The sequence below is a fragment of the Agrobacterium sp. 22-214-1 genome (assembly GCF_053522465.1).
In genome coordinates, this window is record NZ_JBNWCK010000002.1 from 521,445 (window position 1) to 548,318 (window position 26,874).

26 protein-coding genes are annotated in these 26,874 nt (G+C 61.2%); 10 read left to right on the plus strand and 16 right to left on the minus strand.

Features of this window, described 5'->3' with window-relative positions; translation table 11 throughout:
• Window positions 1-134 precede the first annotated feature (134 nt).
• From panB to ACQZ5G_RS12235, 8 genes are all read right to left on the minus strand, one after another.
• Window positions 135-974, minus strand: a complete 840-nt coding sequence (gene panB, locus ACQZ5G_RS12200; protein WP_448738182.1) for a 3-methyl-2-oxobutanoate hydroxymethyltransferase — start codon at window positions 972-974, stop codon at window positions 135-137.
• A complete protein-coding gene (gene panC, locus ACQZ5G_RS12205; protein WP_448738181.1) occupies window positions 971-1,849 on the minus strand; it encodes a pantoate--beta-alanine ligase in 879 nt (292 codons plus the stop codon). The genes panB and panC overlap by 4 nt, the downstream gene beginning before the upstream one ends.
• Before the next feature lie 150 nt (window positions 1,850-1,999).
• Window positions 2,000-2,770, minus strand: coding sequence for an enoyl-CoA hydratase-related protein (locus ACQZ5G_RS12210; protein WP_448738180.1), 771 nt, complete (start codon window positions 2,768-2,770; stop codon window positions 2,000-2,002).
• Window positions 2,760-3,686 (minus strand): hydroxymethylglutaryl-CoA lyase, encoded by a 927-nt coding sequence (locus ACQZ5G_RS12215; protein WP_448738179.1) that lies wholly within the window; start codon window positions 3,684-3,686, stop codon window positions 2,760-2,762. Before ACQZ5G_RS12215 ends, ACQZ5G_RS12210 begins: the two co-directional genes overlap by 11 nt.
• Window position 3,687: 1 nt before the next feature.
• Window positions 3,688-5,679: an acetyl/propionyl/methylcrotonyl-CoA carboxylase subunit alpha gene (locus tag ACQZ5G_RS12220; protein ID WP_448738178.1), complete on the minus strand. Its 1,992-nt coding sequence runs from the start codon at window positions 5,677-5,679 to the stop codon at window positions 3,688-3,690.
• 7 nt (window positions 5,680-5,686) lie between these two features.
• Window positions 5,687-7,288: a carboxyl transferase domain-containing protein gene (locus tag ACQZ5G_RS12225; RefSeq protein WP_448738177.1), complete on the minus strand. Its 1,602-nt coding sequence runs from the start codon at window positions 7,286-7,288 to the stop codon at window positions 5,687-5,689.
• Window positions 7,289-7,297: 9 nt separating this feature from the next.
• Window positions 7,298-8,470 (minus strand): isovaleryl-CoA dehydrogenase, encoded by a 1,173-nt coding sequence (locus ACQZ5G_RS12230; RefSeq protein ID WP_448738176.1) that lies wholly within the window; start codon window positions 8,468-8,470, stop codon window positions 7,298-7,300.
• Between the two features lie 75 nt (window positions 8,471-8,545).
• The gene (locus tag ACQZ5G_RS12235) at window positions 8,546-9,019 is read right to left on the minus strand and encodes an Lrp/AsnC family transcriptional regulator (RefSeq protein ID WP_003524741.1); all 474 of its coding nucleotides are present in this window, start codon (window positions 9,017-9,019) and stop codon (window positions 8,546-8,548) included.
• 183 nt (window positions 9,020-9,202) lie between these two features.
• Here ACQZ5G_RS12235 and ACQZ5G_RS12240 point away from each other — a divergent pair, with 183 nt between their 5' ends.
• From ACQZ5G_RS12240 to gpmI, 6 genes are all read left to right on the plus strand, one after another.
• Complete coding sequence (locus tag ACQZ5G_RS12240) at window positions 9,203-10,366, plus strand: acetyl-CoA C-acyltransferase (protein WP_448738175.1); 1,164 nt, start codon at window positions 9,203-9,205, stop codon at window positions 10,364-10,366.
• Between the two features lie 11 nt (window positions 10,367-10,377).
• The gene (locus ACQZ5G_RS12245; RefSeq protein WP_448738174.1) at window positions 10,378-11,505 is read left to right on the plus strand and encodes an acyl-CoA dehydrogenase family protein; all 1,128 of its coding nucleotides are present in this window, start codon (window positions 10,378-10,380) and stop codon (window positions 11,503-11,505) included.
• 176 nt (window positions 11,506-11,681) lie between these two features.
• Window positions 11,682-12,920: a thiamine pyrophosphate-dependent enzyme gene (locus ACQZ5G_RS12250; RefSeq protein ID WP_448738173.1), complete on the plus strand. Its 1,239-nt coding sequence runs from the start codon at window positions 11,682-11,684 to the stop codon at window positions 12,918-12,920.
• A gap of 3 nt (window positions 12,921-12,923) precedes the next feature.
• Window positions 12,924-13,937 (plus strand): alpha-ketoacid dehydrogenase subunit beta, encoded by a 1,014-nt coding sequence (locus tag ACQZ5G_RS12255; protein ID WP_059753514.1) that lies wholly within the window; start codon window positions 12,924-12,926, stop codon window positions 13,935-13,937.
• 2 nt (window positions 13,938-13,939) lie between these two features.
• On the plus strand, window positions 13,940-15,211 hold the full coding sequence (locus ACQZ5G_RS12260; protein WP_448738172.1) for a dihydrolipoamide acetyltransferase family protein: 1,272 nt from the start codon (window positions 13,940-13,942) through the stop codon (window positions 15,209-15,211).
• A gap of 347 nt (window positions 15,212-15,558) precedes the next feature.
• Window positions 15,559-17,076 (plus strand): 2,3-bisphosphoglycerate-independent phosphoglycerate mutase, encoded by a 1,518-nt coding sequence (gene gpmI / locus ACQZ5G_RS12265; RefSeq protein WP_448738171.1) that lies wholly within the window; start codon window positions 15,559-15,561, stop codon window positions 17,074-17,076.
• A 74-nt stretch (window positions 17,077-17,150) separates the two neighbouring features.
• Here gpmI and ACQZ5G_RS12270 read toward each other — a convergent pair whose 3' ends face one another.
• From ACQZ5G_RS12270 to ACQZ5G_RS12300, 7 genes are all read right to left on the minus strand, one after another.
• Window positions 17,151-17,588, minus strand: coding sequence for a DUF6691 family protein (locus tag ACQZ5G_RS12270; RefSeq protein ID WP_448738170.1), 438 nt, complete (start codon window positions 17,586-17,588; stop codon window positions 17,151-17,153).
• The gene (locus ACQZ5G_RS12275) at window positions 17,585-17,992 is read right to left on the minus strand and encodes a YeeE/YedE family protein (protein ID WP_448738169.1); all 408 of its coding nucleotides are present in this window, start codon (window positions 17,990-17,992) and stop codon (window positions 17,585-17,587) included. Before ACQZ5G_RS12275 ends, ACQZ5G_RS12270 begins: the two co-directional genes overlap by 4 nt.
• Entirely contained in the window at window positions 17,989-18,345 is a 357-nt protein-coding gene (bigR, locus tag ACQZ5G_RS12280; RefSeq protein WP_137004837.1) for a sulfite-sensing transcriptional repressor BigR, read from the minus strand. The genes ACQZ5G_RS12275 and bigR overlap by 4 nt, the downstream gene beginning before the upstream one ends.
• Complete coding sequence (gene blh / locus ACQZ5G_RS12285) at window positions 18,339-19,634, minus strand: bifunctional sulfur transferase/dioxygenase Blh (protein ID WP_448738168.1); 1,296 nt, start codon at window positions 19,632-19,634, stop codon at window positions 18,339-18,341. The genes bigR and blh overlap by 7 nt, the downstream gene beginning before the upstream one ends.
• Before the next feature lie 265 nt (window positions 19,635-19,899).
• Window positions 19,900-20,385 (minus strand): hypothetical protein, encoded by a 486-nt coding sequence (locus ACQZ5G_RS12290; protein ID WP_003524730.1) that lies wholly within the window; start codon window positions 20,383-20,385, stop codon window positions 19,900-19,902.
• A gap of 13 nt (window positions 20,386-20,398) precedes the next feature.
• The gene (locus ACQZ5G_RS12295) at window positions 20,399-21,190 is read right to left on the minus strand and encodes an SDR family NAD(P)-dependent oxidoreductase (RefSeq protein WP_269829865.1); all 792 of its coding nucleotides are present in this window, start codon (window positions 21,188-21,190) and stop codon (window positions 20,399-20,401) included.
• 26 nt (window positions 21,191-21,216) lie between these two features.
• Window positions 21,217-22,044, minus strand: coding sequence for an alpha/beta fold hydrolase (locus ACQZ5G_RS12300; RefSeq protein ID WP_448738167.1), 828 nt, complete (start codon window positions 22,042-22,044; stop codon window positions 21,217-21,219).
• A 130-nt stretch (window positions 22,045-22,174) separates the two neighbouring features.
• Between ACQZ5G_RS12300 and ACQZ5G_RS12305 the strand changes: the two genes are divergently transcribed.
• The gene (locus ACQZ5G_RS12305) at window positions 22,175-23,161 is read left to right on the plus strand and encodes a GlxA family transcriptional regulator (RefSeq protein WP_448738267.1); all 987 of its coding nucleotides are present in this window, start codon (window positions 22,175-22,177) and stop codon (window positions 23,159-23,161) included.
• A gap of 96 nt (window positions 23,162-23,257) precedes the next feature.
• Window positions 23,258-23,989: a FadR/GntR family transcriptional regulator gene (locus ACQZ5G_RS12310; RefSeq protein WP_174023079.1), complete on the plus strand. Its 732-nt coding sequence runs from the start codon at window positions 23,258-23,260 to the stop codon at window positions 23,987-23,989.
• A gap of 27 nt (window positions 23,990-24,016) precedes the next feature.
• On the opposite strand, the gene ACQZ5G_RS12315 is transcribed toward ACQZ5G_RS12310, so the two are convergent.
• Window positions 24,017-24,652: a LysE family translocator gene (locus ACQZ5G_RS12315; protein ID WP_448738166.1), complete on the minus strand. Its 636-nt coding sequence runs from the start codon at window positions 24,650-24,652 to the stop codon at window positions 24,017-24,019.
• A gap of 312 nt (window positions 24,653-24,964) precedes the next feature.
• Between ACQZ5G_RS12315 and ACQZ5G_RS12320 the strand changes: the two genes are divergently transcribed.
• Entirely contained in the window at window positions 24,965-25,987 is a 1,023-nt protein-coding gene (locus ACQZ5G_RS12320; RefSeq protein WP_020813122.1) for an ABC transporter permease, read from the plus strand.
• Window positions 25,987-26,874: an ABC transporter permease gene (locus tag ACQZ5G_RS12325; protein WP_080819256.1), complete on the plus strand. Its 888-nt coding sequence runs from the start codon at window positions 25,987-25,989 to the stop codon at window positions 26,872-26,874. Before ACQZ5G_RS12320 ends, ACQZ5G_RS12325 begins: the two co-directional genes overlap by 1 nt.

The following is a 26,874-nucleotide window of genomic DNA, read 5'->3' on the forward strand; positions in this document are numbered from 1 at the left end:
GTCATCCTCGGCCTTGTGCCGAGGATCTGCCAGCGTCGCATAAAATCGTTAGGCAGCAGATGCTCGGGACATGCCCGAGCATGACAAAGGTGAAGGTGTCGGTCACGAGCGCGCCCGCTCGCTGCGCGCCTTCATTACTTGCCCGAAGGCGATTGCCGGCGTGCCTGAAACGTATGCTCCGGCCCCGGAAACGCCCCCGAGCGAACCTCATCGGCATAAGCGGCCGCTGCTTCCGAGACCGCCGGGCCCAGATCGGCGAAACGCTTGACGAATTTCGGTTTGAAATCGGTGAAAAGGCCAAGCATGTCGTCGGAAACCAGCACCTGCCCGTCGCAGGCCGGCGATGCGCCGATGCCAACCGTGGGCGCGGCGAGTTTGTCGGTCAGTTCGCGGGCAAGCGGTTCGACGGTGCCTTCCACGACGATGGCGAAGGCGCCCGCCTGATCCACCGCAATCGCATCGCGCCAGATTTTTTGCGTTTCCGCATCCGAATGCCCGAGCGAACGGAAGCCGCCGGCGGTGTGCACCAGCTGCGGCATCAGCCCGACATGGCCGAATACCGGAATGCCGCGCGCCACCAGAAAGGCGATGGTCTCCGCCATTTCCTCGCCGCCTTCCAGCTTCACGCCGTCGCAGCCGGTTTCCTGCATCAGCCGCACGGCATTGCGGAACGCCTGTTCCTTCGATTCCTGATAGGTACCGAAGGGAAGATCGACGATGACGCAGGCATGTTCGACGCCGCGCATGACGGCGCGGCCATGGGCGATCATCATATCCAGCGTGACGCCGACCGTCGTGTCCATGCCGTAAAGCACCATGCCGAGGGAATCGCCGACCAGGAGCAGATCGCAATGCGGATCGAGCAGGCGGGCAATCGGCGTGGTATAGGCGGTCAGGCAGACGATGCGCGCCTCGCCCTTCATCTGCCGGATGGAAGCCGTTGTCAGCCGCTTGTGTTTTCCATGGGCGCTCATTCGGCCGCCTCCCGTTGATTGATCCTGTCGCGCCCGATGACGCGGTTGTCGAGGAGCCTCGTGCTGCCGAGGCGCACGAACAGCGCCACCAGCACAGGCCCCGCCTGCAATGAAGCAACGGGGGCGAGCGTATCGGGATCGCGCACCGCGACGACTTCCGGTGATGCCAGCGGCTCGGCGGCGATGAATTTTTCTATGGCCGCCTCGAATGCGGCGGGGTCGTCGAAGCCTTCACCATAAAGCCGTTCCGCTTCGTCCAGCGCGCGCGGCACGATCACGGCGGCGGCGCGTTCCGCGTGGCTCAGATAGACGTTCCGCGAGGAGCAGGCCAGCCCATCCGCCTCACGCACGGTGGCGACGGGAACGACCCTGACCGGCTGGGCAAGGTCCTCGACCATGCGGCGGATCAGCGTTACCTGCTGATAATCCTTCTCACCGAAATAGGCCGCATCCGACTGGACGAGGTTAAAAAGCTTGGTCACGACGGTCGCAACACCGGCGAAATGCCCCGGCCGCACCGCGCCTTCCAACTGGCTTCCCAGTTCGGGCACATCCACCACGGTCTGCATCGGGCGCGGATACATCGCGGAGACTTCTGGCGCGAAAAGAATATCGATACCCGCCTCTTCCAGCAATGCGCTGTCGCGGGCGAGATCGCGGGGGTAACGGGCCAGATCCTCATTCGCACCGAATTGCAGCGGGTTGACGAAGATCGAAACCACCGTCACGTCGTTTTCCGCCTTGGATTGGGCAACGAGCGTCAGATGGCCGATATGGAGAAAGCCCATGGTCGGCACGAAGCCGATGGTTTTGCCCGCACGGCGAAAGGCGGCGGTGGCATCCCGCAATTCGGCGACGGTTTTTACAAGCTGCATGGGTCTCCTCCGGCTTCCCCAATCGCCGCCCGGCGAAAGGTGCTGGATAGAACTCGATTTGCCGAACGGGGTCAACGGACGCATCGGGATTATATCGATTAACCCTATGACGACTTTTAAGAAAACCGGTGCCCGGACAGATGGCGGCGATCACTCCACCCAGAGCGGTTTCCTTTTTTCGGCAAAGGCCAATCGCCCCTCCCGCGCCTCGTTGCTGCCGCTGATCGTGGCGATGACGTTTTCGGCAAAGGCGAGCCGCTCGCTGGAGGGCATATCGCGCATCTTCAGCAACGCCGCCTTTCCGGCCGCGATGGCGCCCGGCGCATTCTGCCGCAACCGGGCGAGAACATCTTCCACCACGCCATCGAGTTCTGCCGACGGGACAACCCGATTGACGAGGCCAAGGCGCTCCGCATCAGCGGCGTTTATCGCAGCGCCGAGATAGGCCATTTCCTGAAGCTGGCTAAGGGGTATCTTCGCCAGAAGCTTCGCCGCCACCATGGCCGGGAAAAGCCCGACGCGGACTTCCGGCAGGCCGAATTCGGCATTGTCGGCGGCATAGGCGAGATCGCAGGCGGCGATGAGGCCAAGCCCGCCGGCCAGAACCCGGCCGTTGATGCGGGCGATGACGGGCCTGTCGCAGCCCTCGATGGCACGCATCACATCGGCAATAGGGTTGGTTCCGTCCCGCGAGAGGAACATGCCGCCGGCGCTTTCTTTCAGATCGGCCCCGGAGCAGAAGCTGCGGTCTCCCGCAGCCGTTATCACCACGGCGCGCAGGCCGCCATCACCCGATGCAGTGCGGATGGCCGTCGTCAGCGCGTCCGTCATCGCGGCATTCAAGGCATTGTGCACCTCCGGCCGGTTGAGCGTCAGCCAGAGAACGTCCTTGCGCCTTTCGCTCAGCAATTCATCCGCCATGCGCGTCATCCTTCTGTCTTGCCGCAAGCAGCGCCTTGCCGGCGCGGGCCGCATTCGGTCTGCCGAGATGCCGGCTGATCCAGTCTCCGGTTTTCGCCACCACCATCAGGTCGATACCGGTTTTAATGCCAAGCCCGTGCAGCAGATAAACGACATCTTCGGTGGCGACATTGCCGCTGGCGCCCGGCGCAAAGGGGCAGCCGCCCAGCCCGGCCACCGAACTGTCGAAGACGGAGATACCTTCATTCAGCGAGGCCAGCACATTGGCGACGCCCTGCCCATAGGTATCGTGGAAATGCATGGCGAGTTTTTCACGCGGGATGCGGACCGATACCCGTTCGATAATGCTGCGAACCTGCGCGGCTGTGCCGATGCCGATCGTATCGCCTAGCGAGATTTCGTAACAGCCAAGCCCGATAAGCGCCTCGGCCATCGCCGCCACCTCATCGGGCGCAACCGTACCGTCATAGGGGCAGCCGGCTGTGCAGGAGACATAACCGCGAATGAGGATGTTCCGGCCGGCCGCGGCTGATGCGACATCGCGCAGGCGCTCAAGGCTTTCGGCGCGCGAGCAGCCGATATTGTGCTGGCTGAACCCTTCGGATGCGGAGACGAAAACGGCGATTTCCGTCACACCGGCATCAAGGGCGGCCTCGAAACCTTTCATATTGGGAACGAGCGCCGGATAGGCGGTGCCGGGTCGCCTTTCGAGGCCCTGGAACACCTCTTTCGAACCCGCCATTTGCGGCACTTTTTTGGGTGAGACGAAAGCGCCCGCTTCCACCGCCGTCAATCCGGCTGCGGCCAGCCGTTCGATCAGCTCGATCTTGATGGCGGCTGGAACCTCGGCGCTTTCGTTCTGCAAGCCGTCACGCGCGCCCACTTCGACGATTTTTACCCTTCGGGGCCAATTCATTTCAGCCGCCCTCCGGCTCGAAATCCACCAGCACCGCACCGGCCGCGACCATATCGCCCTCGTTGCAATTGATGGCCGTGACGGTGCCTTTCGCCGGTGCCCGGATCGTGTGCTCCATTTTCATCGCCTCCATCACCACAAGTGCCTCGCCGGCCTCAACCGCGGCACTGTTGCTGCTCAGCAAGGCGCGGATGACGCCGGGCATGGGTGCTTCCAGACCGCCGGTATGGGGAGTGGAATCCGCGATATCGACCGGATCCGGCTGGTTGATGCGATAATGCTCGCCATCCAGAAAAAGTGCGTAACGGCCATCCTCTGCAAAGAAATGGCCCTGTCTTTTCTTATCTTCCACGGTCGCACGGAATTTACCGTCCTCGAAAAGGTTGCCATAGGCGCTGATTGCCCGTCCGTCGATCTCCAGCGAAAAGCCGTCCGCCGCGTGCGTGACGCCGACGCCAAGCGGCTGGTTGTCAAACACGAAATACAGCGTTTCCCTTGCCGGCGCGTTGAGGCGGAAGGCGGCCGTCGTGTTCCACGGGCTATGGGGATCGGCCTGCGAACCCGGCTTTCCGTTTTTTTGCCGCGCAAGTAGCAGGCCAAGCGCGGCCATGGCTATCTCGTTCCCGGCCGTTGCTGCCGGAGCAAACAGTGCCGCTTCATTACGGGCGATGAAACCGGTGTCGAGATCGGCGTTCGCGAAGGCCGCCAGTCCCGCAAGCCGCGTCAGAAAGGCGGCATTGCTGGTGACGCCGCAGATCGCCAGATTTTCGAGCGCCAACCGCAGACGCCGTACCGCCGATGGGCGATCACGGTCCCAGACGATCAGCTTGGCGATCATCGGATCGTAATGCACGGTGATGGCGTCGCCGGCGCGGATGCCGCTGTCGATCCTGACATGAGGGCCATGATCGGGAAAAACCAGATGGCTGATGGTGCCGATCGACGGCAGGAAATCATGCGCCGGGTCTTCGGCATAAATCCGCGCCTCGATGGCATGGCCGTTTATGCTGAGACCGGTCCAGTCTTCCGGCAGGGCCTCTCCGTTGGCGACGCGTATCTGCCATTCGACCAAGTCGAGACCGGTAATATATTCCGTGACCGGATGTTCGACCTGAAGCCTCGTATTCATTTCCATGAAATAGAAGTCGCCGGAAGGGTCGAGCAGGAATTCCACCGTTCCCGCGCCGCGATAATCGATGGCGCGGGCGGCGGCGACCGCCGCTTCATACATGCGCTGCCGAAGCGCATCGGGCAGGCCGGGGGCAGGGGCTTCCTCTATGACCTTCTGGTGCCGGCGCTGGATCGAGCAGTCGCGCTCGAAAAGCGAAACACAATTGCCGTGGCCATCGGCAAAGACCTGCACTTCCACATGACGCGGTCGCTCGAGGTATTTTTCGATCAGCATGCGGTCATTGCCGAAGGCGGCCAGTGCTTCGCGTTTTGCGCCCGCAAGCTCCGCTGCGAAGTCGCGCTTTTGCCGGACGATACGCATGCCCTTGCCGCCGCCGCCGGCCGAGGCCTTGAGCAGCACCGGATAACCGATCTTGTCCGCCTCGCTTGCCAGTCGTTTTTCCGATTGTTCGTCACCATGATAGCCGGGAACGACCGGAACGCCGGCCTTTGCCATCAGCGCCTTTGCCTCGCTTTTCCCGCCCATGGCGCGGATTGCCGCTGCCGGTGGGCCAATGAAAACGAGATCGGCGGCGGCGCAGGCTTCGGCGAAACCGGTATTTTCCGAAAGGAAACCGTAGCCCGGATGAATGGCTTGCGCGCCGCTGGCTTTTGCGGCGGCGATGATTTTTTCGCCGTCGAGATAGGAGGCTCGCGCGGGTGCTGCGCCAATGGCGATGGCCTCGTCGGCAAGCGCCACATGCATGGCGTCACGGTCGGCGTCCGAATAGACTGCGACGGTGCGGATGCCCATCCTGGCGGCGGTGCGGATGATGCGGCAGGCGATTTCGCCCCTGTTGGCGATCAGTATTTTCGAGAACATGGTCGCCTCACATCCTGAATATGCCGAAACGGGTGGGTTCAATCGGTGCATTGAGCGCGGCGGACAATCCGAGACCGAGCACAAAACGGGTATCCTTCGGGTCGATGATACCATCGTCCCAAAGTCGCGCGCTGGCATAATAGGGATGTCCCTCCCGCTCGTATTTTTCCCGGATCGGCTGCTTGAACGCCTCTTCCCCTTCCTTCGACCAGTGGCGGCCATCGGCCTCGATGCCGTCTCGGCGGATTTGCGCCAAGACGGATGCCGCCTGTTCGCCGCCCATCACGGAAATGCGGGCATTCGGCCACATCCACAAAAAGCGCGGTGAATAGGCGCGGCCGCACATGCCGTAATTGCCGGCCCCGAAGGAGCCGCCGATGATGACGGTAAATTTCGGCACTTTGGCTGAAGCGACTGCAGTCACGAGCTTGGCGCCATCCTTGGCGATACCACCAGCCTCATAGGCCTTGCCGACCATGAAGCCGGTGATGTTTTGCAGGAAAACGAGGGGAATACCGCGCTGGCAGCAGAGTTCGATGAAATGTGCGCCTTTGAGCGCTGATTCCGAGAAAAGAATGCCGTTATTGGCGACGATACCAACCGGATAGCCATGGATATGGGCGAAACCGCAGACCAAAGTCGTGCCGTAAAGCGCCTTGAACTCATCGAATTCGGAACCGTCCACCAGACGCGCGATGATCTCCCGCACCTCGAAGGGTTTTCGCATATCGGCGGGTACGATGCCATAAAGTTCATCTGCCGGATAAAGCGGCTCCGTCGGCTCGCGAATATCCAGCTCCACCTGTTTGCGGCGGTTGAGGGTGGAAACGATCCGCCGGGTCAGCGCCAGCGCGTGGCGGTCGTAATGGGCATAATGATCGGTGACGCCGGATTGGCGGGAGTGCACGTCGGCGCCGCCAAGTTCTTCCGCGCTCACTACCTCGCCGGTCGCGGCCTTCACCAGCGGCGGGCCGCCGAGGAAGATCGTGCCTTGATTTTTGACGATGACGGACTGGTCGCTCATGGCAGGCACATAGGCCCCGCCCGCCGTGCAACTGCCCATCACCACGGCGATCTGGGCGATGCCTTCCGCCGACATATTGGCCTGATTGTAGAAGATGCGGCCGAAATCATCGCGGTCGGGAAACACCTCGTCCTGATTGGGCAGGTTCGCGCCGCCGGAATCCACCAGATAGATGCAGGGCAGGCGGTTCTCCGTGGCGATTTCCTGCGCGCGCAGGTGTTTCTTCACCGTCAGCGGATAATAGGTGCCGCCTTTCACCGTCGCATCATTGGCGACGATCACACATTCGCGGCCCGAGACGCGGCCGATGCCGGTGACAATGCCGGCGGCGGGAACGGGTTCGTCATAGACTTCGTAAGCTGCAAATTGCGAGAATTCGAGGAATGGACTGCCGGGATCGAGAAGGGCTTCGATCCGGTCGCGAGCCAGCAATTTGCCGCGGGAAAGATGCCGTTCGCGAGCCTTGTCGCCGCCGCCTCGGGAGATTTTTTCGACGTGCTGGCGCAGGTCATCCACCAGACCCGACATGAATTCCACATTGGCGGCAAAGGTTGGATCGCGGTTCAGACTGGATGTTAGCTTCATCGCGTGTCCTCACCCGTTGCCCTTGACCAGTTCGCGGCCGATCAGCATCCGGCGAATTTCGCTGGTGCCAGCACCGATCTCGTAAAGCTTGGCGTCGCGCAGCAGCCTTCCGGCCGGGCTTTCATTGACATAACCGGAACCGCCAAGAAGCTGGATCGCATCCAGCGCCACCTGCGTCGCCCGCTCGGCGGCAAAGAGGATCGCGCCGGCAGCATCCTGCCTCGTGATGCGGCCATTGTCGCAGGCACGGGCCACGGCGTAGACATAGGCACGGGACGCATTCATGGACGAGTAGATATCGGCGAGCTTGCCCTGCACCAGCTGGAATTCGCCGATAGCTTTGCCAAATTGCTTGCGCTCGCGGGCATAGGGCAGCACCAGATCGATGGCCGCCTGCATGATGCCAACAGGGCCGGCGGCCAGCACGGCGCGCTCGTAATCCAGTCCGCTCATCAGCACCGTCACGCCGTCATTGAGGCGGCCGAGAATGTTCTCTTCCGGCACCTCGCAATCCTCGAACACCAGTTCGGATGTAGGTGAGCCGCGCATGCCGAGCTTGTCGAGTTTCTGGGCCGGGCGAAACCCCTTGAAGCTCTTTTCGATCAGGAAGGCCGTGATACCGCGAGGGCCGGCCGACATATCCGTCTTGGCGTAAACCACCAGCGTATCGGCCTCGTGGCCGTTGGTGATCCACATTTTCGCGCCGTTCAGCACATAGCGGTCGCCTTTGCGCTCCGCCTTCAGCCGCATTGAGACGACATCCGAACCGGCCTCAGTCTCGCTCATGGCGAGTGAACCGACATGCTCGCCGGAGACCAACTTCGGCAGATATCTGTGCTTCTGCTCTTGCGTTCCCCAGCGGTGAATCTGGTTGATACAGAGGTTGGAATGAGCGCCGTAGGAAAGGCCGATGGAAGCGGAAGCGCGGCTTATCTCCTCCATCGCCACGCAATGGGCGAGATAGCCCATGTCGGCACCGCCGAACTCTTCCGAAACGGTTATGCCGTGCAGACCGAGTTGGCCCATTTCCGGCCAGAGCTTGCGTGGAAAACGGTCTTCGCGGTCGATCTCCGCCGCCAAAGGGGCGATTTTATCGTCTACGAATGCACTTGCGCTGTCGCGCAATGCTGCGATTTCCGGGCCGAGATCGGCATCGAAAATAGCGGCGAGGTTCAAACTCATCGCGTCTCCTCCTCCGGACGGCATGCCGTCCCTTTTGTCAGCAGCCGGCGCCTCCTCCGCGCCGGCAACCCTCGATTACGGCGTGTCACCCCCGGTGAAGGCGGCGGAACGGCGCACGAATGTCTTGATGGCGAAATTGGACTGGATGCGCGACACGCCGGGAACCGTGGTCAGGAAATCCAGTAGCTCCTGATAATGCGGCAAATCCCGCACCATGGCGTGGATCAGATAATCCGAGCTGCCGCTGGTCTGATAACCCCCCACCACTTCCGGAATGGAGGCGACATGGTGTTCGAAGGTCGTCAGCGCTTCCTTGATCTGCCGTTCCAGCGTGACGGAGATGAAGACGCCCATATTGCCGAGCAGCCGGTTCTCATCGAACACGGCGGTATAACCGCGAATGATGCCTTCCTCTTCCAGCTTGCGCACGCGTCGCAGCGTCGGTGTGAAGGAAAGACCGATGCGGGCCGCCAGATCGCGCCAGCTCACCCGCCCGTCATCGCCGAGCACATGCAGAATCTTCCGGTCGAAACTGTCGAGCTCAATCATGGATCATTTGCTCTATGATATGACTAATTGTTGGATCAAAGATATCGTCAATCAAAAAACTGTCAATCAAAATAGCTTTGAAATGAATTCGAGATAGTGATAGCGTTCACGTCAGTCGAGGTCTGGAGGAGATCACGACGATGGTTGTTTTCTCAAACGGGAGAATGGCCAAGGGAGGTGAATTTGGCTGTGCATGACCCTGTCGTGATCGTCGGGGCCGCCCGTACTGCTATGGGTGGGTTCCAGGGCGAATTCAAATCGGTGGCCGCGCCTGAGCTAGGGGCGGCGGCGATCCGCGCGGCCGTCGAACGGGCCGCTGTTCCGTTTTCTGATATTGACGATGTGCTGATGGGCTGCGTGCTTACGGCCGGACAGGGGCAGGCTCCGGCCAGACAGGCGGCCATTGCCGCCGGAATCCCCAACTCGGTTGGCGCGACGACCATCAACAAGATGTGCGGCTCGGGCATGAAAGCAATCATGCTGGGGCATGACCAGCTTACGGCGGGAAGCTCTTCGATCGTGCTGGCGGGTGGCATGGAAAGCATGAGCAACGCGCCTTATCTGCTGGACCGCGCGCGGAACGGCTATCGTCTCGGCCATGGTAAGCTCACTGACCACATGTTTCTGGATGGCCTCGAGGACGCCTATGACAAGGGCCGGCTGATGGGGACTTTCGCGGAAGATTGCGCCGAAGCTTATCAGTTCACCCGCGCCATGCAGGATGATTTTGCGCTTGCCTCACTGGAACGGGCGCGACGCGCCATACCGGAAGGTGCGTTCGAAGCGGAAATAGCGCCCGTCGGGGATATCTCGGTGGACGAGCAGCCTGCCAAGGCGAAGCCGGAAAAAATCCCGCAGCTGAAACCCGCCTTCCGCGATGGCGGAACGGTGACGGCCGCCAATTCCAGTTCGATTTCCGATGGTGCGGCCGCTCTTGTTCTCATGCGTCGCTCCGAAGCGGAAAGGCGGGGCCTTTCACCACTGGCGACGATCATCGGTCAGGCCTCCTATGCGGATGCGCCCGCCGGATATCCAACGGCTCCCATCGGCGCGATAAAAAAGCTATTCGGAAAAACCGGCTGGGCGGCGAAGGATGTCGATCTCTTCGAAATCAACGAGGCCTTTGCCGTGGTGGCGATGGCGGCGATGCGCGATCTCGATCTGCCGCATGACAAGGTGAATGTGCATGGCGGCGCCTGCGCTCTCGGCCACCCGATCGGCGCTTCCGGCGCCAGGATCGTTGTCACCCTGCTGGCGGCCCTGCAGCGCCACGGGCTGAAACGCGGCGTGGCCGCCGTCTGCATCGGCGGTGGCGAAGCAACCGCGCTCGGCATCGAGCGACATTAAGGGAGGCGGCGATGATCCTGAACGAAGCCCAGCAGCAGATCAGGGACATGGCCCGCGATTTCGCCCGCGAGCGGCTTGCCCCCGGGGCTGCTTCGCGTGATCGGGAAAGCCGGTTTCCGAAAGACGAACTGAAGGAGATGGGAGATCTCGGCTTCCTTGGTATGCTTGTCTCCGAGGACTATGGCGGGTCGGAAACCGGCGCTGTTGCCTATGCTTTGGCGCTGGAGGAAATCGCTACCGGCGACGGGGCCTGTTCCACCATCATGAGTGTGCATAATTCGGTCGGTTGCGTGCCGATCCTGAAATTCGGCACGGAAGACCAGAAGCAGCGCTTCTTGCCTAAACTGGCTTCCGGCGAATGGATCGGTGGTTTTGCGCTGACCGAACCGCAGGCCGGTTCAGATGCGTCCAACCTCAAGACCCGCGCCCGGCGCGATGGTGATCGATATATTCTCGATGGCGCGAAGCAGTTCATCACCTCGGGCAAAAATGGCGATGTCGTCATCGTCTTTGCCGTTACCGATGCGGCGGCGGGCAAGAAGGGCATCAGCGCGTTCATCGTGCCGACCGATACGCCGGGTTACGAGGTCATCCGGGTCGAGGAAAAACTCGGCCTGCATTCGTCCGATACCTGCCAGATCGCCTTCACCGACATGGCGGTCCCAGTCGAACTGCGACTGGGCGAAGAGGGGCAGGGTTATCGCATCGCGCTCGCCAATCTGGAAGGCGGCCGCATCGGCATCGCCGCGCAGGCGGTTGGCATGGCGCAGGCCGCCTTCGAGGCGGCGCGGGATTATGCCCGCGAGCGCAAGGCCTTCGGGCAGGCAATCGTGGAGCATCAGGCGGTGGCGTTTCGCCTCGCGGACATGGCGACGCGCATTGAGGCGGCGCGGCAGCTGATGCTGCATGCGGCGGCGCTGAAGGAAGCGGGTGAACCCTGTCTTTCGGAGGCCTCGATGGCCAAGCTCTTCGCTTCCGAAATGGCGGAGCGGGTCTGCTCGGACGCCATCCAGATTCACGGCGGTTACGGCTACATGGCGGATTATCCGGTGGAGCGGATCTATCGCGATGTACGCATCTGCCAGATTTACGAGGGGACCAGCGATGTCCAGCGGATGGTGATCGCGCGGAATTTGTGAGGCTGATGATTGGAAAGGAAAAACCTCCGTCATACCGGCCTTGAGCCGGTATCCAGTCAGCCCAAGTCCTTGGGCTGAAAAGAGTCTTCCCGACGCGCAGACGCGCGTCGGCTGGATTCCGGCTCAAGGCCGGAATGACGGAATTATAGGGCGCGCTAGCCCGCCGGAGGAGTAGAATGGATATAACCGAAACGCCACATCTCAGCCTGCATGTTCCGGAGCCTGCGGTGCGGCCCGGCGGGGAGCCGGATTTCTCCAATGTGAAGATACCCAAGGCCGGCAGCGTGCCGCGCCCGGATGTGGATGCAGCGCCGGAAAGCATGCGCGATCTCGCTTATTCGATCATCCGCGTCCTCAATCATCAGGGTGAAGCCGTCGGGCCGTGGGCCGGGCTGCTTTCGGACGAGGAATTGCTGGTCGGCCTCAAAAACATGATGCGGCTTCGGGCTTTCGATGCTCGCATGCTGATGGCGCAGCGACAGGGCAAGACTTCCTTTTACATGCAGCATCTGGGGGAGGAGGCGGTCAGTTGCGCCTTCCGCAAGGCGCTTTCCAAAGGCGACATGAATTTCCCGACCTACCGGCAGGCCGGGCTGCTGATCGCCGATGACTATCCGCTCGTCACCATGATGAACCAGATCTATTCCAACGAACTCGACCCGCTGCACGGGCGGCAATTGCCGGTGCTCTATTCCTCGAAGGAGCACGGTTTCTTCACCGTATCAGGCAACCTCGCCACGCAATATGTGCAGGCGGTCGGCTGGGCGATGGCGTCCGCCATCAAGGGCGATACGAAGATCGCAGCCGCCTGGATCGGCGACGGTTCGACGGCGGAGTCCGATTTTCACTCGGCGATGGTCTTTGCCTCCACCTACAAGGCTCCGGTGGTTCTCAATATCGTCAATAACCAATGGGCGATTTCCACCTTTCAGGGCATCGCGCGCGGCGGCTCCGGCACCTTTGCGGCGCGCGGCCTGGGCTTCGGCATTCCCGCACTGCGGGTCGACGGCAATGATTATCTCGCCGTTTATGCCGTGGCGCGCTGGGCAGTGGAACGGGCGCGCCGCAATCTCGGCCCGACGCTGATCGAATACGTGACCTATCGTGTCGGCGCCCATTCCACCTCCGACGATCCGAGCGCCTATCGCCCCAAGACGGAGTCCGAGGCATGGCCGCTGGGCGATCCAGTTCTGAGGCTCAAAAAACATCTCATCCTGCGCGGCGTCTGGTCGGAGGAGCGGCACCGGCAGGCGGAGGCGGAAATTGCCGATGAAGTGCTGGAAGCGCAACGCGAAGCGGAAAGCCACGGCACGCTGCATGAAGGCAAAAAACCGCCGAAAAAGGATATTTTCGAGGGCGTCTACGCCGAGATGCCGCCGCATCTCGTCCGCCAGCGCCAGAAGGCAGGATGGTAAGACATGGCAAGAATGACGATGATTGAAGCCGTCCGCAGTGCCATGGATGTGTCCATGGAGCGCAGCGACGATGTCGTGGTGTTCGGCGAAGATGTTGGCTATTTCGGCGGCGTGTTCCGCGCCACGCAGGGGCTGCAGGGAAAATACGGCAAGACCCGCTGTTTCGATGCGCCGATCAGCGAATCCGGCATTGTCGGCACGGCCATCGGCATGGCCGCTTATGGCCTGCGCCCCTGTGTCGAAATCCAGTTCGCCGATTACATGTATCCCGCCTATGATCAGATCACCCAGGAGGCGGCGCGTATTCGCTATCGCTCCAATGGCGATTTCACCTGCCCCATCGTTCTCAGAATGCCGACAGGCGGGGGCATTTTTGGCGGGCAGACGCACAGCCAGAGCCCGGAAGCGCTTTTCACCCACGTCTGCGGGCTGAAGGTGGTGGTCCCTTCCAATCCCTATGACGCCAAGGGACTGCTGATCGCATCCATCGAAGACCCCGACCCGGTGATGTTTCTGGAGCCGAAGCGGCTTTATAACGGTCCCTTCGACGGGCATCACGACCGGCCGGTAACGCCCTGGTCCAAGCACGAGATGGGGGAGGTGCCGGAAGGGCACTACACCATTCCCATCGGCAAGGCCGAGATACGCCGTCCCGGAAACGCTGTCACCGTCATCGCTTATGGCACCATGGTGCATGTGGCGCTGGCGGCGGCGGAAGAAACGGGTGTGGATGCTGAGATCATCGATCTTCGCAGCCTGCTGCCGCTCGATCTCGATACCATCGTGAAGTCCGTCTCCAAGACCGGTCGCTGCGTCATGGTGCATGAGGCGACGCTGACCTCCGGCTTCGGGGCCGAAGTCGTGTCACTGGTGCAGGAACATTGTTTTTATCACCTTGAGGCCCCCGTCGTCCGCGTTGCGGGCTGGGATACGCCTTATCCCCATGCGCAGGAGTGGGACTATTTTCCGGGACCTGCCCGCGTCGGGCGCGCCCTTGTCGAAGTCATGGAGGCCTGATTATGGCGGAATTTGTTCTCACGATGCCCGATGTCGGTGAAGGTGTGGCGGAAGCCGAACTGGTGGAATGGAACGTCAAACCGGGCGATCTCGTCCATGAGGACATGGTGCTGGCCGCGGTGATGACCGACAAGGCGACGGTGGAAATCCCATCCCCGGTGGCGGGCGTCGTCACCTGGCTCGCCGTGACGGTCGGAAATACCGTGCCGGTGAAGGCACCGCTCCTGCGCATCGAAACCGATGTCGCGGCCGCCGCTCCCAATGGCAGCGTGCCGGAAGCGGAAGCGCCGACCCAGATGACGGAAGCGCCTGCAGACATGACGGACACGCCTCCACCCGTTGAAGCCCAGCCGACGGCGCGAGAGACCGAGGAGGCGCCGCCGGCGCCTGCCGCCGAACCGCATCATAAACCGTTGGCGTCTCCCGCCGTTCGCCAGCGCGCCGACGATCTCGATATCGATCTCACCAAGGTCAAGGGAACGGGGCCGGACGGGCATATCACCCATGCCGATCTCGACGGGTTTTTAACCGTGCGGGGCCGGCCGGAACGCCCCGAGCCGATAGCGCCGCACGATAGCGCTGTCGAGGAGGTGAAGGTGACCGGGCTCAGGCGCAAGATTGCCGAGAAGATGGTGCTTTCCGCCTCCCGCATTCCCCACATCACCTATGTCGAGGAAGTCGACGTGACCGATCTGGAGGATTTGCGCGCGACCATGAACGGCAACCGCCGTTCCGGGCAACCGAAGCTGACGATCCTGCCGTTCCTGATGCGTGCACTGGTGAAAGCCGTTGCCGATCATCCCGGCATGAATGCCACCTTTGACGACGACAAAGCGGTCGTCAGCCACTATGAAGCGGTTCATATCGGCATCGCCACGCAGACGCCGTCGGGCCTCACCGTTCCGGTCGTGCGCCACACGGAAACGCTCGGTCTTTGGGAATGCGCGGACGAAGTCGCACGCGTCGCCGAAGCCGCCCGCACCGGCACGGCGCATCGGGAAGAGCTGATGGGCTCCACCATCACCATCAGTTCGCTGGGAGCCTTGGGCGGTGTGGTCTCGACACCCATCATCAATCACCCCGAAGTGGCGATCATCGGCGTCAACAAGATCATGACGCGTCCGGTCTGGGATGGGACGCGCTTCGTGCCGCGCAAGATGATGAACCTCTCATCGAGCTTCGATCACCGGGTTGTCGATGGGTGGGATGCGGCGGTCTTCATCCAGGCCGTCAAGGCATTGCTGGAGAAGCCCGCGCTTATTTTCATCGAGTGAAGGCGATCCGTGCTCCCTCATCCCTGTGCTCGTCACAGGGATCCAGCCAGCCCAAGTCTTTGGGCTGAAAGGACTCGTTCCGTCGCGCAGACGCGCTTCGGCTGAATTCCTGTGACGAGCACAGGAATGAGGGTGTATGCGTGTCATGACCGCATTTCTTAGCCCGCGTTTTCGACCTTCACGGAACTGTTTCGCTGTCGGTATAGGCTTGCGTTCGTCATCTTCGGGTATAGAAGAGAAGAACGAGAAGCATGTTTTCTCATCATGATCATAGTGGCGGAAGAGGGCGCTCCGGTGCCCGGCGGTCCGCCCTCCGCCGGCAACCGAATGAAGAAGAAGGTCCTCCCATGCGCACTCCCAAACCCGTTGTCCTGACTATTCTCGATGGCTGGGGGCTGAACGAGGACACATCCAGCAATGCGCCGGTGCTGGCGAATACGCCCACCATGGACCGGCTTTTCGCCACCTGCCCGAATGCGAGGCTCACCACTTTCGGCCCGAATGTCGGTCTGCCCACCGGGCAAATGGGCAATTCGGAAGTCGGCCACACCAATATCGGCGCCGGCCGCATCGTCGCCATGGATCTCGGCCAGATCGATCTGGCGATTGAGGATGGCAGCTTTTTCCGCAATGCGGCGATGCTCGATTTCGCCGCCACGGTGAAGGCCGCGGGCGGTGTGGTGCATCTGATGTGCGTCGTTTCCGATGGCGGCGTCCATGGTCATATTCTCCACGGTCAGGCGGCGGTAAGGCTGATGATCAGCCACGGCCTGAAGGTGGTGGTGCATGCCATCACCGACGGCCGCGATGTCGCGCCGCAATCGGCTGAAGAATTCGTGGCGGCGCTGGTGGCAAGCCTGCCGCAGGGGGCAAGCATCGGCACGGTGATCGGCCGCTATTATGCGATGGATCGCGACAATCGCTGGGAGCGCGTCGAGAAAGCCTATGACGCCATGGTTCTGGCGAAAGGCGAACACGCGCGCGATGCAGTGAGCGCCGTTGCCCAGAGCTACAAAAACAACGTCACCGACGAATTCATCCTGCCGACGGTGATCGACGGCTATGAGGGCTTCAAGGCCGGCGACGGCCTGTTCTGCCTGAATTTCCGCGCCGACCGTGCCCGTGAAATCCTGCTCGCCATCGGGGCGGAGGATTTCGACGGTTTTTCGCGCGAAAAGCCAGTCCTTTCGGCGCTGCTTGGCATGGTGGAATATTCCACCCGGCACAATGATTTCATGACCACGGCCTATCCCAAGCGCGATATCGTCAATACGCTGGGCGAATGGGTGGCGAAGCAGGGGCTTACGCAGTTCCGCCTTGCCGAGACGGAAAAATATCCGCATGTCACCTTCTTCCTGAATGGCGGCAAGGAAGAGCCGGAAGTCGGCGAAGACCGCTTCATGCCGAAATCGCCGAAGGTTGCGACTTACGATCTGCAGCCGGAGATGAGTGCGCCGGAAGTGACGGAAAAATTCGTTGAGGCGATCGGCAAGGGTTACGATCTGATCGTCACCAATTACGCTAACCCCGATATGGTCGGTCATACCGGCGATCTGCAGGCCGCAATCAAGGCCTGTGAAGCCGTGGATCGCGGGCTTGGTGCGGTCGTTGCCGCCCTCGAAAAAGTGGGTGGCGCAATGCTTGTCATTGCCGACCACGGCAATTGCGAAACCATGGTCGACCCGGTGACCGGTGGCCCGCATACGGCGCACACCACCAATCCGGTGCCGGTGATCCTTTTCGGCGGTCCGGAAGGTGCGAAGCTGCATGACGGCATTCTTGCCGATGTCGCGCCCACCCTGCTGCAACTGATGAATGTGCCGCTGCCGCCGGAAATGACGGGAAAAAGCCTGATCGACCTCTAATCACACGCCGTCGCGCGGGAGCGTTCCAGCCCCGCGCGACTGCCCGTTCCCCGCGCGCCGAACGAGCGTTTGCGTTATGGCTGCTTTGAATAGAGGCGGTCGTGGACTAGCATGCCGGCAATCATGGCGCCGACGAAAAGAACGACCGGCATCAGCCCGAGGGCGAGGGCCGATAGTGCCGGGCCGGGGCAGAAACCGGCAAGCCCCCAACCGACGCCGAAAATGGCCGAGCCTGTTATGAGCGGTCGGTCGATGCGGGTTTTTGCCGGAAGGCTGAAATCCTCAGTGAGGATGGGCTTGGCAAGACGTCGGCTGAGCAGCACACCCGGCACGGCAACCATCACTGCACCACCGAGAACGAATATCAGGCTCGCGTCCCAATGGCCGCTCGCCACATCGAGAAAACCGGAAACACGAGCCGGATCCACCATGCCGGACAGCGAGAGGCCGAAGCCGAACAGTGCCCCTGCGACCAATGCTAGGGCAACACGCGCCGCGACAGGGTTTTTCATGACAGGGCTCCCACTATCGTCGCGGCGCAAATGCCGGTAATCAGGAAGGTGGCGGTCGCGGCGATGGAGCGCCGGGAAAATCGCGCCAGCCCGATGATGCCATGGCCGGAGGTGCAGCCGGAGCCCATGCGCGTTCCGAAACCCACCAGCAGGCCGGCAATGAGGATGAGCGGCCATGGTGAAACTATGGTGACGGCAGGCAGCCGGCCGAATGCGGCGGCATGGATATAAGGCCCGGCCAGCAAGCCGGCGACGAAGGCGAGATCGGCAAGACGCCGCTCCCTGCCGAGCATTTTTCCCATTATCCCGCTGATGCCGGCAATGCGGCCGTTGAAAAGAAACAGCAGAATGCTGGCAAGACCGAGCAGCATGCCACCGAAAAGAGAGGGCCAGTAGGGGCTCACAGGGTCTCCTCCTCCGGCGCGCAGAATATGGTGTAAAGGGCCTCGATCAGTTGCGCCGCTTTCGCTTCGCTCAGTTGGTAGAAGATTTGCTTGGCGTCGCGCCGGGTTTCGACCACGCCGGCTTCCCGCAGGACGCCCAGCTGCTGGGAAAGCGTTGGCTGGCGAATATCCAGCTTGACCTCCAGCTCACCGACGGAAAATTCCCCCTGCGCCAGCGTGCAGGCGAGCATCAGCCGCGCGGGATGGGCAAGCGTTTTCAGAAGCAGCGCGACCTCGACAGCCCGCTCTTCCATGGCGGGGAGAGGGATTTCTGCAAGATGCCGGTGCTTTTCCAGCGCGTTTTCCTTTACCATATGCTGCCCTCCAGCACGTCGAGCGGGAATTTCAGGTAACGCTTGCCATTCGCTTCCGGCTCCGGCAGGCGGCCGCCGCGAATATTTACCTGCAGGGCGTGGAGAATGAGCTTCGGCATCGGCAATGTGCGATCCCGCGCTTCTCTGAGACGGATGAAGCCCTCCTCCGTCATGCCGGCAAGATGCGGATTGCTGCGTTTCTGTTCGCCGACCGTGCTTTCCCATTTAGGCGCGCGGCCGCCGGGCTGATAATCGTGGCCGGTGAAAAGCCGTGTTTCATCGGGAAGGGCGAGAATGTCCTGGATCGACGCCCAGAGTTCCCTGGCGCTGCCGCCGGGGAAATCGGCGCGCGCGGTGCCGGAATCGGGCATGAAAAGCGTATCATGCACAAAGGCGGCATTACCTACCACATAGGTCACGGAGGCGAGCGTGTGGCCGGGCGAAAACAGCACGCGCGCTTCAAGGGAGCCGATATTGAACCTGTCGCCCGCCTCGAACAGCCGGTCCCATTGCGAGCCGTCGGTTTCGAGATCCGGCCAGTTGTATTTCTCCTGCCAGAGCTTTTGCACGCCGGTGACTTTCGCGCCGATCGCCGTCTGCGCGCCGGTCTTCTGCTTCAGATAATGGGCGGCGGAAAAATGGTCGGCATGCGGATGGGTATCGAGAATCCATTCCACCGACAGACCCTGGCTCTCAACATAGTCCAGAATGGCGTCGGCATTCATCGTTCCGGTTGCGCCGGATTTCTCATCGAAATCATAGACCGGGTCGATAATGGCGGAGCGCCCGGTCGAGGGATCGGACACGACATATTGCACGCTCCATGTGCGCGGATCGAAGAATGCCTTGACGTGCGGAACCGCCGCTGCGCGCCGTTCCAGCCAGCGGGTGGCGCCGGAAAGGTCAAAGCCATGCGCCTTGCCGAAAGCCTCGATATCGTCCCTTTCGATGCGCCCATCCAGTGCTTCCCCAAGAACATGAAGCGTGAGCGCGCGGGTGCCGCCCTTGCAATGGGCAAAAACGGGGCCTTCCGCTTCCGCCATTTTCTGCTGGAAGGCGCGGATATCGGCTTCGGTAATGGTTGGGCCGCTGACCGGGATGAAACCATAATCCATGCCCGCCGCGCTGGCGGCGCTTTTTTCCTGCGCATTGCCCGGCTGGCCGGGCTCTTCACCATCAGGCCGGGCGTTGATGATGCTTTTATAACCCTGGGCGGAGAGCGATGGGAAATCGGCGATCATCGGCTGGCCCGCAACTGTCAGACGCTCGTTGATCTTCACGGCATTCATCGGCATCTCCTGTTGTAATAATTTAATATATATTATCATATAATGTATATTGTATTTTTGCAAGGGCGTGAACCGCCCTCGTTTCCGAATGTCTCCTGCCGTATTTTCAGGAAAGGTTCGGAAGGAAATCCTAGAGGCGGGATTTCTTCGTTTTGTGACGGGTGGGCGGAGATCGCCTGTATTTGACATGCAAAAACATGCCTTGCGCCCGAAATATTGGGGCACAAGGCATGTTCGCGAAAACCGGTTCGAATTCAGGCTCGCTTCAGACGGCGAGCCTGCGGCGCGTCGCCTTCCAGCCGAGACAGATGGCTGCAACAAGCAGAACCGTCTGGGCGACCACGAAGGGCGGTTCATTGCCGTTCGGCGCCAGGTTGTTGAGTGTTTCGACCTTGAGAAAAGCCTGAACGATCAACACGAACATATTGAGATAAAGGCTGATCGTGGCGGTGATCGTATAAATGATGCGCGCCCTGCCATTCAGACCGTATCCATAAAGCGCAACCAGTGCGATTGCCAGAACGAGGGTCGAGATGATGCCGACGCCGAGTGCCGGTGTGAAATTTCCGATTGGAAACAGGAAGCCGGTAAGCGTGGTGGCGAGCGTGGTGACGAGGAAAATCGCCATCATGCGGGGCATCCACCGCCCCGCCGCATAAGCGGGCAGGGCGATCAGTCCGGTGGCAATGCCGATGAAGCTTAAGCCCACATGCAATGCCGTGAATTGGGGAATGGTCAGTCCGAGGATCATGATACGTCTCCCTCTATTCGGTTTTGGCTGCACGATACCGGCTGGCGGCAAGTGCATGCGACAGATTGGGCCTTAACGCCGCGCGCGCTGCAAGGAAATTTTCGAGATCGGCCGTATCCGGCAGGGAAGGAATGGTCAGCGCTTCGCCGAGATCGAGACCGGCAAGGGCCGCATCCACCATCTCGTAAACATCCATGACCATGGCGGCCGGGATGGCGTCGAGCCTTTCCTCTTCCCAGATCGCCGTGCGGGTGATGCCGGGCAGGACGGCCTGAACCCGCACGCCGGAAGGCGAAAGCTGCGCCTGCAGCGCCTCGGTGAAGGCAAGTACGAAGGCCTTGGTGGCCGGATAGACGGCGGTGAATGCCGCCGGCATCAGCGCCGTGACCGAAGTGATGTTGATGATCGTGCCCTTGCCATCGGCGGCAAGGCGCGGTGCGATGGCCGCCGCAAGCCGGGTGACGGCAAGAATGTTGAGGTTGATCATCGTCGTCACATAGGCCGGGTCCAGCGCCGTGATCGCGCCCTCGCCGGCAATGCCGGCATTGTTGACGAGGCCGGTAATCCGCCGGTCGTCACGCAGCCGGACCTCGACTTTTTCGAGGTCTTCCGCCCTGGAAAGATCGGCGGAGAGAACCTCGACCGCGATGTGATGATCCTTTTCCAGCTGTGCGGCGAGCGCCTTCAGCTTTTCGGCACGCCGCGCCACGAGAATGAGATCATGGCCGCGTTTTGCCAGACGTTCGGCATAGACCGCGCCGATGCCATCCGATGCGCCGGTGATGAGAAATGTATTCTGTGTCATGTCCGTGTCTCCTTTGTGCGGCGGTTTCAGGCGTTGATGAAGGCGAGAAGGTCGGCGTTGAACCGGTCCTGATGGGTCTGCGTCAGGCCATGGTCGGCGCCCTCATAGATTTTGAGGACCGCGTGTTTGACGATTTTGACCGTGGAAAGCGCGGAAGCGCCGACCGGCACGATCTGGTCGTCATCGCCGTGCAGAACCAGCGTCGGTTTGTCGAAGGCCTTCAAATCCTGATGGAAGTCGCTTTCCGAAAAGGCGCGGATGCTGTCGAGCTGGCCTTTAAGACCGCCCATCATGCCCTGCCGCCAGAATTCCTCGCGAATGCCTTCGGATATCACGGCACCTTCGCGGTTGTAGCCGTAGAAGGGAATGGTCAGGTCCTTGAAGAACTGGCTGCGATTGTCATAGGTGCCCTTGCGGATACCGTCGAAAACATCGATCGGCAGGCCGATGGCATTGCTTTCCGTCTTCAACATCAGCGGCGGCACTGCGCCGATGAGGGCGATTTTCGCGACGCGGGCCGTGCCGTGGCGGCCGATATAGCGTGTCACTTCGCCGCCGCCGGTGGAATGGCCGACCAGAATGATGTCGTGAAGATCGAGCTGTTCGATCAACTCGGCCAGATCGTCGGCATATTGATCCATGGTATTGTTATGCCAGACCTGATCGGAGCGGCCGTGGCTGCGGCGGTCATGGGCGATGGTGCGGAAACCGTGATTGGCGAAGAACACCATCTGCGCATCCCATGTATCGGCGCTGAGCGGCCAGCCATGGGAGAAGATGATGGGCTGGCCGTCTTTCGGGCCCCAGTCCTTGTAGAAAATATGCGTTCCGTCTCTGGTGGTGATCGTTGTCATGGCTCTCTCTCCTGTTGCAGGGGGCTTGCTTGCGTCCCGTGGGAATAGAGATACTCTGGAGGCAGCCGGGGCTGGATTGGCGCTTCTGACAGAAAACGAGCCGAAACTGACAAAACGGGGTGTGGGGCGCATGGCAGGTGTAACGGGAAGCGCGCTGGAAGTGGGGCTGGTCCTCTATCGGGACTGTCAGATCGCCATGGTACATGGCATCACCGATCTTTTCGTCATCGCGTCGGTATTTTCACAGGATCGCGGCGGGCCGAAATTGCGGGTTAGCCACTGGAGCATGGGCGAGAGCGGTGAATTTTCTCGCTGTCACGATACCGAGCCCGGTAGGCCGGGACATCCCGACATTTTCGTCGTACCCGGCCGGTTGACCGGGCCTGCTGAAATCGCTGAAGCCGAACCTTACGCCCGCTGGCTGCTGGATCGGCATGCGCATGGCGCGACGCTGGCCGCCAGTTGCGGCGGCTCCTTCATCATCGCCGCAACGGGTCTTTTGTCCGGCCGCCCGGCCACTACCCACTGGCTGTTTGCTGAGCGGTTCCGCGAACGTTTTCCAGACATCCGGCTGGAGATAGACAAGATCGTCATCGAGGATGGCGATATCATCACGGCTGGCGGGCTGATGGCGTGGACCGATCTTGGCCTGCGCATCGTCGACCGGCTGCTCGGACCTTCGGTGATGATCGAGACCGGAAAGTTCCTGCTGATCGACCCTTCGGGGCGTGAACAGCGCCATTATAGCAGCTTCGCCCCGAGGCTGACGCATGGCGATGAGCCGATCCTGAAGGTGCAGCACTGGTTGCAGGCCCGCGCCGGGCGGGCGACGAGCGTTGCCGACATGGCCGGCCATGCCGGGCTGGAGGAGCGGACCTTCCTGCGCCGCTTCAAGGCGGCGACCGGCATGAAGCCCATCGAATATGTTCAGCATCTGCGTGTCGGCAAGGCGCGGGAATTGCTGGAATTCACCCGCCGTTCGGTCGATCAGATTGCATGGTCGGTGGGTTATGAGGATGCCGCCGCCTTTCGCCGGGTGTTCCACCGCATTCTTGGCCTCTCACCGGGTGAATATAGGAGCCGCTTTTCCAGCAGTTCGGCCATGGCTGCGGCGTGAAGGCGGCCAACCGTCCCGGCGTTGCGGAGGCCCGGCCCTTGCAATGTGGCGGGTGTTTGCTAACATGCCAGACAAGTTTAAAACAGGTGGGCCGGAATGGACGTTGAGAGCAGCACGAAGCAGGGGGTATCGCTCGCGGCGAAAATCAGTTCGGCATTGCGGCGGGATCTGTCGGAGGGTGTGTTCCGCCCCGGCGACCGTCTTCCGAGCGAAAGCGAACTGACGCGTGAATATTCCGTCAGCCGAACCGTGGTGCGCGAGGCCATCGCCATTCTGCGCGCCGATGGCCTCGTTGAAGCCCGCAAGGGTGCGGGCGTTTTTGCCGTTGAAGTAAAACCGGCCAAGGAGCTGCCCTTTAACGATCTGGCCGTGGGGCGAATTTCCTCGGTGATCGAATTGCTGGAATTGCGCACCGTTTTCGAGGTCGAATCCGCCGGGCTTGCGGCATCGCGCCGTTCCGCCGTGCAGGTGGAGGCGATTGTGGATGCGCACCGGCGCGTCGGTGATTGTCTCGCTGCCGGCCTGCCGACGCGGGACGCCGATTTCGAGTTCCATCTGGCCATTGCACAGGCGACGCAGAACAGGCGTTTCCCGGAATTCCTTCAACTCATTCGCTCCGGCATCATTCCCCGTGGCGAATTGCAAGGTGCTGCGCCCGGGTCGCGTCCGAAGGACTACAACCTGCATCTCCAGGAGGAGCATGCGAAGATCGTCGATGCCATCATCGAAGGCGATGCGGATGCCGCCCGCCAATATATGGCGGCGCATCTGCGCGGCAGTCTTGAGCGCTACAAGGTGCTTCTGCGCTCCCGAACTGCCGCGGAGTGATCCTGAAATGGCCCATAGGTCAATGGGTTAAGCGGTCGCCCGCCGATAGAAGGCCAGCGAGGCGGCGAGCGTCAGAAGCGCCCCGCCGCAAACCCGGTCGAGCCATAGGGCTCTGGATTTCCGCAACAGCCGGACGGCCTGCGAGCCGAGCAGGGCATATCCGAACATCACGATGAAATCGATACCGGCGAAGATCAGCGCAAGCGCTGCATATTGCTGGAGCTGCGGCGCGGCGGGATCGATGAATTGCGGCAGGAAAGCCGAAAAGAACAGATATCCCTTGGGGTTGGTCACCGCCACGAGAAAGCACTTGAAGAAAATCGAACGGGCGGAAGCGACCCCGTTGGCCTCTGCGGATTGAAGAGCACCATCGAGCGTGCCTCTTGAGCGCAAAAGCATGATGCCGAGGAAGGCAAGATAACAGACGCCCACCCATTTGACGACGCTGAACCAGAATTCGGAGGCCGCGAGCAGGGCACCCAATCCTAGTGCTACTGCGCCGATCAGGACGAAATCCGAGAGGACAGCGCCAGCCATGCCGATCATGGCGCGGCGTACTCCGAATCTTGAACCATTTGCAAGCGCGAGCAAGACGGTAGGGCCGGGCGTGGCAATGCCGATAAAGGCGACCACGGCAAATGCCAGAAGTGTCACGTCAGCCATATTTTCCTCCCCCTGTCGGCACGGATGTCATCGGTGCCACCGCCCAGCTAGCCTCCGCGCATTCCGCGAAGTCGGAGAATACAGGCTTTTACGGGTGCCACAACACAAGTGCTTTTTCCCAAAGCAACACGAAAGCCGGATGATTTCAGCATGAGATTCCTCCTCGAGGCACGCCTTTCAGAGCCCTGGGCGATGCGGATTTCACAGTCACGCGCTTGACAGCTCTCAACACCTGTGACAACTTGCGAATAGTTGTCAGACAGGATTGCGCCTTGGTCACTCGCGCAGTCGATCTCTGGCAAGGGAGGAATCATGTCAAAAAGACGCCTTTCGCTGTATGGCCTGTCCGGCCAGATCGGAAGTATTGCGGTTACGCTGCTTGGATTGCTGTTGCTGACCTTTTTTATCGGCCGCCTGATGCCCGCCGATCCCGTGCGGGCGATTGTGGGCGAGGACGCGACGCGCGAAACCTATGAACAGGTCTATCACGCGCTCGGTTTCGACCGTCCGCTGTGGCAACAGTTCTTCTATTATCTGGGAGACGTGTTTACCGGCGACTTCGGAACCTCGATCCGCACCGGCCGTCCGGTCATCGAAGACATCATCAGGGTCATGCCGGCGACGATGGAGCTTGCGACCTTCGCGATCCTGATCGGTGCCGGCCTCGGCATTCCCATGGGCGTTTATGCCGCCGTCAATAAAGACCGCTGGCAGGATCATCTGGTGCGGGTGCTCAGCCTGTTCGGCCATTCCATGCCGATCTTCTGGACCGGCATGATCGCGCTGATCGTTTTTTACGCCCATCTCGGCCTTGTCGGCGGCGGCGGTCGCATGGACCAGTTCTATATCGGTCTGGTTGAGGAGCGGACGGGCTTCCTGCTGATCGACAGCCTGCTTGCGGGCGATATGGAGGTCTTCTGGTCGGCCATCAACCACCTCATCCTGCCCGCCGCTCTGCTGGGTTATTCCTCCTCGGCCTATATCACTCGTATGACGCGCAGCTTCATGCTGGACCAGCTGGGCCAGGAATATGTGACGACCGCCCGCGTTAAAGGCCTGTCGCAGCGACAGACGGTGTGGCTGCATGCCTTCGGCAATATTCGCGTGCAGCTCGTCACCATTATCGCGCTTGCTTACGGCTCGCTGCTGGAGGGGGCGGTTCTAATCGAGACCGTCTTCGCCTGGCCGGGTTTCGGGCAATATCTCACCAGCAATCTTATCATCGGCGACATGAATGCCGTGATGACCTGCGTTTTGATCGTCGGCGTCATCTTCATCGGACTCAATCTCCTGTCCGACATTCTCTACCGCTTTTTCGATCCGAGGACCCGCTGATGACGGCCCGTACAGAAACTTCCTTCCGCCTTCCGGTGCCCTTGAACGCGCTGAAGAACATCGTCGTTTTCCTCCTGAAAAGCCCGACATCGGCTTTCGGTCTGGCCGTCCTGCTGCTGCTCGTCATCGCCGCGATTTTCGCGCCCTGGCTTGCGACGCATGACCCTTACGCACAGGATCTCGCCAATACGCTGCAGGCGCCGGGTAATGGCCACGTCTTTGGTACGGACGAGTTGGGACGCGATATCTATAGCCGCCTTCTCTGGGGCGCACGCATCACACTCACCATCATCTCGCTGGTCTCGATCATCGTCGGTCCCGTCGGGCTTCTGGTCGGCACGGCTTCCGGTTATCTCGGCGGCAAGTTCGATACGGTGATGATGCGCATCACGGATATTTTCCTGTCCTTCCCGAGCCTCATCCTGTCGCTCGCCTTCGTCGCAGCACTTGGGCCCAGCCTCAACAATGCGATCATCGCGATTGCGCTCACCTCCTGGCCGCCGATTGCGCGCCTTGCCCGTGCCGAAGCCATGACCTTCCGCAAGGCGGATTACATTGCTGCCGCGCGGCTTCAGGGCGCGTCGCCGCTGCGCATCATCGTCAAGTCGATCATGCCCATGTGTCTGCCCTCGGTCCTCATCCGCCTGACGCTGAACATGGCGACCGTCATTCTCACCGCCGCCGGTCTCGGCTTCCTCGGCCTCGGCGCGCAGCCGCCGCTGCCGGAATGGGGGGCGATGATCGCCACCGGCCGACGTTACATGCTGGATAGCTGGTGGCTCGTCACCTTCCCCGGCATTGCGATCCTCTCCGTCAGCCTCGCCTTCAATCTTCTGGGTGATGGCCTGCGGGATGCGCTCGATCCGAAGCAGATGAACCGGAGATAG